The sequence below is a fragment of the Kumtagia ephedrae genome (genome assembly GCF_003012745.1).
GTDB lineage: Bacteria > Pseudomonadota > Alphaproteobacteria > Rhizobiales > Rhizobiaceae > Kumtagia > Kumtagia ephedrae.
Genome location: NZ_PXYK01000002.1, coordinates 1 through 12,943, shown reverse-complemented (window position 1 = coordinate 12,943; position 12,943 = coordinate 1). Strand labels below are relative to the sequence as shown.

Annotated in this window: 12 protein-coding genes; all 12 read left to right on the top strand. The window is 67.1% G+C overall.

What is annotated here, in order from left to right; all coding sequences use genetic code 11:
• Window positions 1–264: 264 nt before the first annotated feature.
• The 12 genes from C7I84_RS01825 to C7I84_RS01770 all read left to right on the top strand — a co-directional run bounded on the left by C7I84_RS01825 (window position 265) and on the right by C7I84_RS01770 (window position 12,148).
• Window positions 265–1,371 (top strand): ABC transporter ATP-binding protein, encoded by a 1,107-nt coding sequence (locus C7I84_RS01825; protein ID WP_245428284.1) that lies wholly within the window; start codon window positions 265–267, stop codon window positions 1,369–1,371.
• Window positions 1,372–1,422: 51 nt separating this feature from the next.
• Window positions 1,423–2,322 (top strand): ABC transporter permease, encoded by a 900-nt coding sequence (locus C7I84_RS01820; RefSeq protein WP_425351286.1) that lies wholly within the window; start codon window positions 1,423–1,425, stop codon window positions 2,320–2,322.
• 2 nt (window positions 2,323–2,324) lie between these two features.
• Window positions 2,325–3,170 carry an ABC transporter permease gene (locus C7I84_RS01815; protein WP_106770450.1) on the top strand — a complete coding sequence of 282 codons (846 nt, stop codon included), beginning with the start codon at window positions 2,325–2,327 and terminating at the stop codon, window positions 3,168–3,170.
• Entirely contained in the window at window positions 3,170–3,907 is a 738-nt protein-coding gene (locus C7I84_RS01810; RefSeq protein ID WP_106770449.1) for an SDR family NAD(P)-dependent oxidoreductase, read from the top strand. Before C7I84_RS01815 ends, C7I84_RS01810 begins: the two co-directional genes overlap by 1 nt.
• Window positions 3,908–3,920: 13 nt before the next feature.
• Window positions 3,921–4,691 (top strand): SDR family NAD(P)-dependent oxidoreductase, encoded by a 771-nt coding sequence (locus C7I84_RS01805; protein WP_106770448.1) that lies wholly within the window; start codon window positions 3,921–3,923, stop codon window positions 4,689–4,691.
• Between the two features lie 93 nt (window positions 4,692–4,784).
• The gene (locus C7I84_RS01800) at window positions 4,785–6,017 is read left to right on the top strand and encodes an ABC transporter substrate-binding protein (RefSeq protein WP_106770447.1); all 1,233 of its coding nucleotides are present in this window, start codon (window positions 4,785–4,787) and stop codon (window positions 6,015–6,017) included.
• Between the two features lie 64 nt (window positions 6,018–6,081).
• Complete coding sequence (locus C7I84_RS01795; protein ID WP_106770446.1) at window positions 6,082–7,185, top strand: ABC transporter ATP-binding protein; 1,104 nt, start codon at window positions 6,082–6,084, stop codon at window positions 7,183–7,185.
• Window positions 7,186–7,226: 41 nt separating this feature from the next.
• Window positions 7,227–8,108: a polysaccharide deacetylase family protein gene (locus tag C7I84_RS01790; RefSeq protein ID WP_106770445.1), complete on the top strand. Its 882-nt coding sequence runs from the start codon at window positions 7,227–7,229 to the stop codon at window positions 8,106–8,108.
• Window positions 8,109–8,165: 57 nt separating this feature from the next.
• Complete coding sequence (locus C7I84_RS01785; protein WP_106770444.1) at window positions 8,166–8,495, top strand: hypothetical protein; 330 nt, start codon at window positions 8,166–8,168, stop codon at window positions 8,493–8,495.
• Complete coding sequence (locus C7I84_RS01780; protein ID WP_106770443.1) at window positions 8,488–9,558, top strand: CobW family GTP-binding protein; 1,071 nt, start codon at window positions 8,488–8,490, stop codon at window positions 9,556–9,558. Before C7I84_RS01785 ends, C7I84_RS01780 begins: the two co-directional genes overlap by 8 nt.
• Window positions 9,555–10,787, top strand: a complete 1,233-nt coding sequence (locus C7I84_RS01775) for an ABC transporter substrate-binding protein (protein WP_106770442.1) — start codon at window positions 9,555–9,557, stop codon at window positions 10,785–10,787. Before C7I84_RS01780 ends, C7I84_RS01775 begins: the two co-directional genes overlap by 4 nt.
• A gap of 2 nt (window positions 10,788–10,789) precedes the next feature.
• A complete protein-coding gene (locus C7I84_RS01770) occupies window positions 10,790–12,148 on the top strand; it encodes an amidase (RefSeq protein ID WP_106770441.1) in 1,359 nt (452 codons plus the stop codon).
• Window positions 12,149–12,943 lie beyond the last annotated feature (795 nt).

Here is a 12,943-nt window from a genome sequence, read left to right as displayed (position 1 = left end):
ATTTTCGTCGCGGCGTCGGCCTGCGCATGACGAGACGGTAGCTTACGAAAACGGCTCCGCATTTTCTGCCCTGCGCTACAAAAAAGTCTATTGAATACAAAAATCATTCGTGAGATAGTTTTTCTGCCAAGGCGCCCGGAGAGGCGCTGCAGGTGGAACGAAGCGAGGAGCCAAGGAACATCGCTGTCATGCGCGTCCGATGATGCGCGAAGGCTGGCCGCTTTGCCTGGGCGCCGATGCGCCCGGCGGCGGAGCATTGCCGCGATGCGCCTGGCCTCGGACTGGATAGGAGCGGACGTGTCGGCTGTCCTGCAATTGAAGAACGTCCACAGATCCTACGCGGGCGTCCCCGCGCTTGCGGGAATCGACGCCACCCTGCCGAACGACGCCTATGTGTCGCTGCTCGGGCCGAGCGGATCGGGAAAGACGACGCTCCTGCGCGTGATCGCCGGCTTCGAGCCTGCGGACGGCGGCCAGATCCTGTTCGCCGGCCGCCGCATCGACGGCGTGCCACCGCACCAGCGCGGCATCGGCTTCGTCTTCCAGAATTTCGCGCTGTTCCCGCATCTGAGCGTCAGGCAGAACATCGCCTTCGGCCTTGAGAGCCGCGTCGTCGATCCGGTGACGGATGTGAAGATCGTCGCCGGCCGCGTGCGCGACATGATCGCGCTGGTCGGGCTTGCCGGGCTCGAGGACCGGGCGATCACCCAGATCTCCGGCGGCCAGAAGCAGCGCGTGGCGCTCGCCCGCACGCTGGTGACCGAGCCCAGCATGGTGCTGCTCGACGAGCCGCTCGGCGCGCTCGACGCCAATCTGCGCACCCGCATGCGCGGCGAGTTGCGGAAAATCCGCGAGCGCTGCGGCGTCACCTTCCTGCATGTCACCGGCAGCGAGACCGAGGCGCTCGCCATGGGCGACACGGTTCTCGTGCTCGACCGCGGCAGGATCGCCCAGTCGGCCGATGCCGGCACGCTCTACAGCCGTCCCGCCTCGCCGGACGTGGCAAGATTCCTCAACTGCTTCAACATCTTCTCCGGCGAATTGGCGGACGACGCGTTCGTCAGCCCGGTCGGGCGGCTGGCGCTCGGCGACGCCCGTCAGCCCTCCGCCAAGCCCGCCTACGCCATCCGCTACGACCGCGTGTCGATCCGGCCGAAGGATGCGGCACCCGCCGGCGACGAGGTCCGCATCGAGGGCAGCTTCGTCGCCAGCGAGTATTCGGGTGCGGCGATCAACTCCTTCTTCGCCCTCGACGACGGCCGCGTCTTCGAAGTGGAGACCCATCTGAGCCACGCCGCCCCGGAAAACTACGAGGAACGCGGCCGCTATGCGCTCGTCTGGAAGAAGGAGGACTCCCTTGTCTTCGCGTGATGTCCGCGCGGCGTGCGGTGCCGGCCTCCCATTGGAGAACGAGAAATGACGATGGCTGCCACGAGCCAAGATAGACCGGCCGAAGCAGCGGCCAGCCAGGACGGGAAGCGGTCGGACCGGACGTTCTGGCTGCTCGCTCCAGGCGTCATCTGGATGCTGCTCTTCCTGGTGCTGCCGATCGCCATGATGGTCTATGTCTCGTTCTGGACGCAGACGACCTTCAAGATCGAGCCGACGCTGACGCTGAAGAGCTGGATCACCTTCTTCAGCAGCGACACCTATATCGGCGCGCTGTGGACGACGGTCCGTATCTGGCTGATCGTGCTCGTCGCCACGCTCGTCGTCGGCTATCCCGCCGCCCTGTTCGTCGGCCTGTTCGTGAGGAACAAGACGCTCTCCACCGCGCTGCTCGTGCTCTGCGTCATCCCGTTCTGGACCTCCTTCCTCATCCGCGTGCTGGCCTGGCGGCCGATGCTCGGCAAGGAGGGGGCGATCAACATGATCCTGATGAATCTCGGCATCGTCGACCAGCCGATCGAGGTGCTGCTGTTCTCCGAACTGTCGGTGATCATCGGCATGACGCAGATCTACTGCGTCTTCATGGTCGGGCCGATCGCCTTCATGCTCGGCCGCATCGACCCGTCGGTGCTGGAGGCCGCTCAGGACCTCGGCGCCGGCTTCTGGCGCATCTTCCGCACCATCATCCTGCCGCTGTCCATGCCCGGCGTGGTCGTCGGTGCGATCTTCGTCTCGGTCATGGTGCTGGGCGAGTTCGCCACGGCCGCGGCGCTCTCCGGCCGCAAGGTCAACCTGCTCGGCAACATCATCGTGACCCAGGTCGGATCGCTCAAATGGGCCTTCGCCGCCGTCGCCGGCGTCGTCCTCACCGTCCTGATGGGCATCGTCGTCGCGGCGCTGCTGCGGGTGGTCGATCTGAGGAAGGAGCTCTGACCATGAACGCCACCGGCATCAAGTTCGGGCTCGGCCTCTACACGGCGCTGTTCATCGTCTTCCTCTACGGGCCGCTGGTCGTGCTCGGCATCCTGTCCTTCCAGACGGGGCCGGAGGGCGGGCCGCAGTTCCCGATCATCGAGTGGTCGACCTACTGGTACCGCCACCTGTTCGGCCTGACGCCGCCCTCGCGCATCGCGCCGCTGCCGATCGAGCAGGCGCTGGTCCGCTCGCTGACGCTTGCCGTGATGACGATGGTCGTCTCCACCGTGCTCGGCGTCACCGCGGCGCAGGCCTTCCGCCGCAAGTTCCGCGGCTCGGGCGTCGTCTTCTACCTGATCGTGCTCGGCATGATGGTTCCGGGCGTGCTGGTCGGCCTCGGCATGGCGCTGGTCGCCAACGCCTTCGGCATCGACCGCCACTGGTGGGGCACGGCCTTCGTTCTGCACGTCGTCTACACCTTCCCCTTCGCCTTCCTGGTGATGCTGGCGATCTTCAACCGCTTCGACCCGAGCGTGGAGGAGGCATCGTGGTCGCTCGGCGTCAGCCCGGCCCGCACCTTCCGCAAGATCACCTTCCCGCTGATCTTCCCGGGCGTGCTCTCGGCCATGCTGTTCGCCTTCACGCTGTCCTATGACGAGTTCTCGCGCACGCTGTTCGCCTCCGGCCGCGACCTGACGCTGCCGCTCGCCATCTACGGCACCTTCTCGGTGGAGGTGCATCCGAACGTCTTTGCCTTCGGCGTGCTCACCACGCTGTTCTCCTTCGCGCTGCTCGGCACCTACGCCATCCTGATGGCGATGTCGGTGCGCAGGGCCAGGCGCGTCGCCATCCAGGAGGAAGCGTGATGGCCGCCGTCTCCGCCATCGTCACCGGCGCCGGCTCCGGCATCGGCAAGGCCATAGCCGAGCGGCTCGCCGCCGACGGTTATGCCGTCCTCGTCAACGATCTCTCCCCGGAGCGCGCCGAAGCGGTGGCGTCGGCCATCCGCGCAAAGGGCGGCGTCGCGGCGGCCAGGGCTGGCGACGTCTCCAGGGAGACGGATGTAGCGGCGATCCACGAGGCCGCGCTCGACGCCCATGGCGAGGTCGGGCTGCTGGTCAATAATGCCGGCATCGCGCACCAGGCGCTGTTCGAGAACCTGAAGGTCGAGGATTTCGACCGCATGTTCGCCGTGCATGTGCGCGGCACCTTCCTGGTGACCAGGGCGGTGCTGCCGGCGATGCTCGCGGCGGGCAAGGGCGTGATCGTCAACATCGCCTCGCAGCTCGGCCAGATCGGCGGGGTCGAGCTCGTCCACTATTCCGGCGCCAAGGCGGCGATCATCGGCATGACCAAGGCGCTGGCGCGGGAGGTGTCGGCCCGCGGCGTGCGCGTCAACGCCGTCGCCCCCGGTCCCATCAACACGCCGCTGGTCATGGAGCTTTCCGAGGACTGGCGCGCCACCAAGCGGGCGCAGCTGCCGCTCGGCCGCTTCGGCGAGCCGGAGGAGGTGGCCGAGACGGTCGCCTTCCTCGCTTCGCCTGCCGCCAGCCTGTTCGTCGGGCAGACGCTCGGGCCGAACTCCGGCGACGTGATGCTTTGAGAGCGAGATCGACATGAGCGAAGACAAGAAGAACCGCATCGTCATCATCACCGGCGCCGGCATCGGCATCGGCCATGCGACCGCCAAGGCTTTTGGCGCGCTCGGCGACCATGTCGTGGTGACCGACATCCTCGAGAAGGAAGGCCGCGAGACGGCGCAGGCCATCGCGGCGGCCGGCGGCTCGGCCGAGTTCCGTCGCTACGACGTGCGCTCCAGGGAGGCCGCCGACGCGCTGGTTGCCGATGTCGAGGCGCGCCACGGGCGGATCGACGTCATCGTCGCCAATGCTGGCATCGCCCACCGCACGCCGCTGGCCGAGCTCACCGACGAGAAGTGGGACCTAACCTTCGACATCGACCTCAAGGGCATCTTCCGGCTGGTGCGGGCCGCCGCGCCCGGCATGCGCGCCCGCCGCTCGGGCAGCGTCGTCGCGCTCTCCTCGATCATGGGCGTCGCCTATGGCTGGGACGAGCACGTCCATTATTCGGCGGCGAAATCCGGCGTGGTCGGCCTGGTCAGGGCGCTCGCCGTGGAGCTGGCCAGGGACGGCGTGCGGGTGAACGGCGTGGCGCCGGGCTATATCCGCACCGCCCAGCTCCTGTCCGAGGAGAATTCGCTGGGTCCCGTGGCCGCGGAGAAGGCGGCGGAATTCATTCCGATGGGGCGGCTCGGAACGCCGGAGGACATCGCCGATGTCATCGCGTTCCTGGCCTCGAAGGAAGCGAGATACATGACCGGCCAGGTGCTGGTCGTGGATGGCGGCCTGCTCGTGGGCCGGTACTGAACCGCCGCGCCGGCGGGCGATCCGCCGCCGCGGCATGAAAGAAGGGGCCGCATCGCTGCGGTTCCGGGGAACACAACAAGCTGGAGAAGAGCCATGTCCACAATGGAAATCAATCGCCGCTCCCTTCTGAAGCGGTCCGCAGGCGCGATCGCGCTCGCCATGGGAGGCGGCACGTCCTTGCTGTCGTCGCGCGCCGCCTGGGCGCAGGCCGCCGATCTCGCCGGCCAGCAGCTCCGCACCATCGGCCTTTCGGTCACGGTGCAGGAGCGCATCCTCGAGGAGTTCAAGAAGGCCTCCGGCGTCGGCACCACCTCCGGCACGGCCGCGACCTTCCCCGACGCGCAGACCAAGATCCTTTCCGGTTCGAAGGACTACGACTGCTGGGAGACCATCGGCGAGCGCCTGCCGTCGATCGTCATGACCGACAATGTCGAGCCGATCCCCGCGGCCTCGCTCAAGAACTGGGCGAACATCCGTGACACCTTCACCAAGCCGAGCGACAAATGGGAGCGCCGCGCGCAGATCGTCGGCCAGATATGGGCCGATGAGGGCCAGACCACGCTCAACATGGTGCCGGTCGTCTACAACTACGACTCGATCGGCTACAACCCGGACGTGGTGACCGCCGAGGAAGCCAATACCTGGGCCTGCATCTTCGACCCGAAATGGAAGGGCAAGTCCGGCCTCAACACCGATCCGCTGATCGCCTTCGGCCAGGCCGTCATGGCCATGAACACGCTGGGCCTCTCCGACGTGAAGAACCCCGGCAATCCCAACACGGCCGAGATCGACGAGGCCGCGAAATTCCTGATCGCCAAGAAGAAGGAAGGCCAGTTCCGCGCCCTGTGGGGCGACTTCGGCGAGCTGGTCAACCTGATGGCCTCGGGCGAGATGGTGGTCTCCGACGCCTGGCAGCCGGCCGTCATGGCGGTGAAGGCGCAGGGCAAGCCCGCGAAGTACGCCGTGCCGAAGGAGGGCTATCGCGGCTGGGCGATCGGCCCTTCGATGCTCGCCGGCACGCCGAACCGCGAAGCCGTCATCGCCTATTGCGATTTCTGGCTGTCGGGCGAACCGGGCATCACCGTCTCCGAGCAGGGCTACTATTCGCCGTCGACCAACATCAAGAACGTCATGGCGCCGGAGAAATACGCCTTCTGGTACGAGGGCAAGCCCTGGGTCGGCGCCGAGGAGCGCGGCATCAAGGAAGGCGATCTGCGCGACGGCGGCTCGCTGGAGGAGCGTGCGGCCAACGTCGCCTACTGGCACCAGTGGCCGGACGAGTACGACCACCTCATCCAGAAGTGGGACGAGTTCCTGAGCGCCTGATCCACGACTTTGGAACCGGGGCGTTGCCGCCCCGGTTCCCGCTATCTGCCTTCGGGAGAGACCGATGATCTTCGACCTGGAACTCAAAAATGCCGGCAAGGTCTACGACAACGGCACGCCGGCGGTGATCGACTTCGACCTGTCGGTCGCCAAAGGTGAGTTCATCGCCTTTCTCGGCCCGTCGGGCTGCGGCAAGACCACGACGCTGCGCATGATCGCCGGCTTCGAGAGCATCTCGTCGGGCGACATGCTGATCCGCGGCGAGCGCATGAACGACGTGCCGCCGCAGCGCCGTCCGACCTCGATGATCTTCCAGAATTATGCGCTGTTCCCGCACATGACGGTGCGCCGCAACGTCGGCTACGGGTTGGAGGTCAAGGGCCTGCCCAGGGCCGAGCGCGACGCCAAGGTTGACCATATCCTCGCCACGCTCGATCTCGAGGACATCGCCGACCGCAAGCCGGACCGGCTGTCGGGCGGGCAGCGCCAGCGCATCGCGCTGGCGCGCGGCCTCGCCGTCGAGCCGGACATCCTGCTTCTTGACGAGCCGCTCGGCGCGCTCGACGCCAATCTGCGAAAAGCCATCCAGAACGAGCTGAAGCTCCTGCAGAAGCGGCTCGGCGTCACCTTCATCTTCGTCACCCACGCCCAGTCGGAGGCGCTGGCGCTGTCCGACCGCATCGTCGTCATGAACCAGGGCCGCGTCGAGCAGGTCAGCCCGCCGCACCAGCTCTACACCCGGCCCAACACGCCTTTCGTCGCCCAGTTCATCGGCCGCAACACCGTCCTGCAGGGCGAGGTCGCCGGCACTCAGGGCGAGGACATCGTCGTGTCGACCGGCGTCGGTGTGCTCAGCGGCCGCGCCAACGGCAGGACGGCCGACAAGGGCCGCGTCAACCTCGTGGTGCCGGCCGAGGCGATTGAGGTACACGCCGCCGCCACCCGCGAACGCCTGACGCGCGGCGGCACGACCAATCTCGTCGACGCCCACATCGAAAGCTTCGACGTCGTCGGCCACATCTCGCATCTCACAGCACGGCTCCTGGACGGCCGCACCGTTTCGCTGGAGGCCCACGTGGACAAGTACCAGCCGGGCGCCTTCCCGGTCGGCAGCGGCGTGCTGCTGAGCTGGAAGGCCGCCGAGGCGACGGTCATCCCCGCGCACTGACGATTCATCGAAATTCAGGGAAACCAAAAGGAGACACCCCTATGGCCAAGGAGATCTTTTGCAGCTTCGGTATCGACGTCGATGCCGTAGCCGGCTGGCTCGGATCCTACGGCGGCGAGGATTCGCCCGACGACATCTCGCGCGGCCTGTTTTCCGGCGAGGTCGGCAGCCCGCGGCTGCTAAAACTGTTCGACCGTTTCGGCATCAAGACGACCTGGTTCATCCCCGGCCACTCGATCGAGACTTTTCCGGAGCAGATGCAGGCGGTCGCCGATGCCGGCCACGAGATCGGCATCCACGGCTACACCCACGAGAACCCGATCGCCATGACGCGCGAGCAGGAGACCGAGGTCCTCGACAAGTGCATCGATCTCGTGACGAAGCTCGCCGGCAAGCGCCCGACCGGCTACGTGGCGCCGTGGTGGGAGTTCTCCAACGTCACCAACGAGCTGCTGCTGGAGCGCGGCATCAAGTACGACCACTCGCTGATGCACAACGACTTCACGCCTTATTACGTGCGGGTCGGCGACAGCTGGACCAAGATCGACTATTCGAAGAAACCGTCCGACTGGATGGTGCCGCTGAAGCGCGGCAAGGAAACCGACCTCATCGAGATCCCGGCCTCCTGGTATCTCGACGACCTGCCGCCGATGATGTTCATCAAGAAGTCGCCGAACAGCCACGGCTTCGTCAATCCGCACGACATCGAGCAGATGTGGCGCGACCAGTTCGACTGGGTCTATCGCGAGATGGACTATGCGGTGTTCCCGCTCACCATCCACCCGGACGTCGCCGGCCGCCCGCAGGTGCTGATGATGCTCGAACGCCTCTATGCCCATATGATCAAGCATCCGGGCGTAAAATTCGTCACCATGAACGAGATCGCCGACGATTTTGCCAAGCGCTTCCCGCGCAAGAAGTGATGCATACGGGGGAGCGGCTCAGCCGCTCCCCCAACAATGGAAAGGACGTGAGGCGCCATGTGTTCGCTTTGCGGCGTCCTGGGTGGAAACGAGCACTGGACCGACGCGGTGGCGCGGCCCGGCGTCTACACGCGCAACGTCGAGCGCATCGACCGGCGGCGCGAGCGGGCGCGCCGCGTGGCGGCGGCTAACCGCATCCTGTCGGCCTTCGGCATGAGCCTTTCCGACTGGCAGGGCTCGTCCTTCGTCATCGCCACCCGCACCGGCAAGAGCGAGATCATCGAGGATCTCGGCCATCTCTGGCCGGCGGCCGAGCGGCTGTCCGGACGGCCGTGCGATCCGCTCGATCCCGCGCTGATCGCCCGCATGGAAGCCGCCGATGGCTGATGTGCCGGCCTTCACCCCCGTCTACCTGCTGACCGGCTTTCTCGGCTCGGGCAAGACGACGCTGCTGCGCCGGCTGCTCGCCGATCCGGCGCTCGCCGACACGGCCGTGCTCATCAACGAGTTCGGCGAGATCGGCCTCGATCATCACCTGGTCGAGCGCATCGACGAGAACATGGTGCTGCTACAGTCCGGCTGCGTCTGCTGCACGGTGCGCGGCGAGCTGGCCGATGCGCTGCGCGACCTGCATTCGAAACGCGAACGCGGCCTGGTGCCGGCTTTCTCCCGCGTCGTCGTCGAGAGCACCGGCCTTGCCGATCCCTTTCCGGTCCTGTCGACGCTGAAATCCGACCCGGTGCTGCGCCACCACTTCCGCCCGGGTAGCGTCGTCACCACGGTCGACGCCGTCAACGGCCTGGCGCAGCTCGACACCTACATCGAATCGAACCGGCAGGCGGCGATCGCCGACCGGCTGGTGATCACCAAGGCCGACCTCGCCGACGGCCCGTCGATGGACGCGCTGAAGGAGCGTCTCGCCCGCATCAACCCCGATGCCGGCTGCTTCGTCGCGGCCGCCGACGGCCCCGGCGCGGACGTGCTGCTCGGCGACGGCGAGGCGGGCAGGGCGGCGAGCCTGCAGTCGGCCAGCGGCTTCTATTGCGACGCCCCGTCCATGCTGGTGACGGCGGAAGGGGCCGCACACCAGGCGGCCATCTCCTCCTTCGTGGTCAGCGTCGACGAACCTCTGGACTGGACCGGCTTCGGCGTCTGGCTGACCATGCTGCTCAACCGCCACGGCGACCGCGTGCTCAGGGTGAAGGGCATCCTCGATCTTGCCGGCGAGGAGCGGCCCGTCGCCATCCACGGCGTTCAGCATCTCGTCCACCCGCCCGTGCACATGCAGGCCTGGCCATCGGCGGACAGAACCTCGCGCATCGTCTTTATTGTTGACGGTCTCGACGTCGGCTTGTTGAAACGCTCGCTCCATGCCTTCACGCGCAGCCGCTCGGCCGGCGTATCAGCAACCCCGCCTGCCGCGGCCCGGAGCGCGCCGAACTCTCGATGAACAAGCATACGCCCGCCCCGCAGCCCGCCGCACCTGCAATCCATACGGCGGGGAAGCCGAAGCTGCGCGTGCTCGGCACCGCCATCTCGCTGCTGGAGGAGCTGCGGGTGAAGGCCGAGCAGGATCTCGGCATCGAGGTCAGCTTCGACAACAACGACTTCATCGTCACCCAGCACAAGGCCGCGCAGGAGCCGGAAGGCTACGACATCTACGACCAGTGCTTTCACAACCTCGATATCGTCTGGTACTGGCGGGCCATCCAGCCGATCGAGATTTCGCGCATCCCGCTCTGGGACGAGATCAACGACCTGACCAAGACCGGCCAGATCGGGCCGAGCGCCCGCACCGGGCAGGGCGACGTGCCGGCCCGCAAGCTCTATGTGCAGCCGAGCTTCGCGCTCGGCGATACGCCGACCGGCCGCATCTCCATGCTGCCGACGACGCATAATTTCGACAGCTTCGCCTATCGCACCGATGCGGTCGACCATGCACCGGCGATGAACAGCTGGGCGGCGCTGCTCGACCAGCGCTGGAGCGGCCGCGCTGCGCTGGTCGACGAGCCGGCGATCGGCATCTTCGACGCCGCGCTTGCCGCCCAGGCGGCCGGGCTGATGAGCTTCGGCAACATCGGCAACATGACCGTTTCCGAGATCGACCAGCTCGTCGACATCCTCGAAGAGCGGCGCAGGGCCGGCTTCTTCCGCGGCTTCTGGCGCACCGCCGAGGACGCCGCGCGGCTGATGATCGACGGCGAGACCGACATCCAGAGCATGTGGTCGACGGGGCTGGGCATCCTCAACGGCTCGGGCTTTCCCATCGAGCAGGCCACCCCCGCCGAAGGGTATCGCGCCTGGCACGGCGGGCTCTGCCTGTCGCGGCGCCTGCACGGACGTAACCTCGACGTCGCCTACGACTATCTCAACTGGTGGATCTCCGGCTGGCCGGGCGCGGTTGTGGCGCGGCAGGGTTATTACATATCCACGCCGGAGCGCTCCCGCTGCTATATGACGCCCGCCGAATGGGACTACTGGTACGAGGGCTTGCCGGCGCGCGAGGATCTGCCGGGCCCCGACGGCTCGATCCGCGTCAAGCGCGGCTCGGTGCGCAGCGGCGGCTCCTACTGGCAGCGCGCCAACAGCATCGCGGTGTGGAACACCACGATGGATGAGCACAACTATCTTGTCCGCCGCTGGGTGCAGCTGGTCGGGCGGGCGGAGAAGGACATCTGACGATGGAACCGCGGTCGATCGCCCAGCTTTCGGTGCTGCTGCAGTCCGGCGCCCTCGATCCGGTCGACCTTGCGCAGCAGACGTTCGAGGCGATCCGCAGCCATCCCGACACCGCGATCTTCATCACACTGCTGGAGGAGCGCGCGCTGTCGGAAGCGCAAGCCGCGCGCCGGCGTTTTCGCGACGGCCGCTCGCTGGGTGTGCTCGACGGCGTGCCGGTCGCCTGGAAGGATCTGTTCGACATAAGCGGCCTGCCGACCACGGCCGGTTCGCGCGTGCTGGCCGTGGCCGAACCGGCGAAGGCCGATGCCGCCGTCGTGCAGGCGCTCGCCGGCGCCGGCATGGTCAGCGTCGGGCGCGTCAACATGAGCGAGTTCGCGTTCTCGGGCCTCGGCATCAACCCGCATTACGGTACGCCGCGCAACCCGGCGTCGCCTCAGGGCGAGCACCGCATACCCGGCGGCTCCTCCTCCGGCTCCGGCGTCGCCGTCGCGGCGGGCCTGGTTCCGGTCTCGATCGGCACGGACACCGGCGGTTCGGTGCGCATCCCCGCCGCCTTCAACGGCATCGTCGGCTACAAGGCGACGCGCGGCCGCTATTCCATGGACGGCGTCTTTCCGCTGGCGAAAAGCCTGGATTCGCTGGGGCCGCTCTGCCGCACGGTACAGGACGCCGTCTGGGTCGACGCCGCCATGCGCGGCCTGCCGGTGTCGGGCGGGCAGGCGCGTCCACTGCCGGCCGAGCTCGCCTTCGTCATCCCGCAGACGGTCTTCTTCGACGAGGCGGAGGAGGGCGTGGTCGCCGCTTTCGAAACGGCGGTCGAGCGGCTGGCCGCTGCCGGCGCGCACATCCGCCGCGAACCCTTTCCGGAATTCGCCGAGCTTTTCGCGCTGATGGCCCGCCACGGCGCGCTGGTGACGGCGGAGGCCTTCGTTGTCCATCGCGACCGCATTTTTGGACCCGAGGCGGCCCGGATGGACCAGCGCGTGGTCAAGCGCACGACGCTGGGCGAAAAGATCTCGCTCGCCGACTATGTGGAAACGCTGAACGCGCGCGAGCGGCTGATCCGTTCCTTCGAGGCGCGCATCGGACCCGGCGACATCCTGCTCAGCCCGACGCTTCCGCATGTCGCGCCGCCGGTCGGGCCGCTGCTGGAAGACGAGGACCTGTTCTTCCGCATCAACGCAAAAACGCTGCGCAACACGCTGGTCGGCAATTTCCTCGACTGCTGCGGCGTATCGCTTCCGTGCGGCACGGGCGCCGACGCCATGCCAGTCGGCCTCCTGCTCTCCGGCCCGCGCGGAAGCGACGACCGTTTGCTGGCTGGGGCCGCGACAGTCGAGCGGCTGCTGGAAGGCTGACGTTTTCGGCTTGGGCGATGGGTTTGCGGATAGCCACGGACGTGGCGATTGGCTGAGATGCCAGTCCCTTCGTCATTCTATGGCGGAGCAGGCCGAAGGCCGTCGCGATATCTTCACCGCCGGAGCGTTTCGCCACCGGTACGGCCTGGATCCCAGGGTCTGCGCCTCCGCTTCGCTCCGGCTCCGCCCTGGGATGACGAAGGCAACAGGGTTCCCGGTAGTCACCGACGTCGGCGATTGGCGGAGACGCCAGTCTCTTCGTCATCCTATGGCGAAGCAGGCCGAAGGCCGTCGCGGAGACCATAGGATCCATGCCGGAGCGGTGGCGAAGCGCTCCGGCGGTGTGGAATGCCTGGAACCAAGCGCCCTCGTGGTTCGACAAGCTCACCATGAGGGCTACTAGAAGGTTGCGCCACGCGCCACCCCTGATCCGCCGCAGTGACAGCGACGATAAGCGGAAGCCTCTCAGTAGCCCTCATGGTGAGCTTGTCGCACCACGAGGGCGCTTGGCAGAGCGCAGCCAGCAAGGGGGATAAAAAATCGCGCCGCCGGGAATATTTTCCTGCCGTTCCAGTCCCTTGTCACGCGCACGTCCGAGAATCCCGTCGTCCTTATCCCCTCCCTTTCCGTCTCTCTCATAATCCCCAGCAGTTCCTCCCGCGGGAACGCCGGTCGCGACGGTGGTTTGGTGGGGAGGGACCGGCGCCTCCGGTGCGGGAAGACGTAGCCCGCGCCCGGGGAGGCCCGTCCGAAGGTTCCTCCTCCGCAACTATGTGCGGGGCGCACTGGACGAGT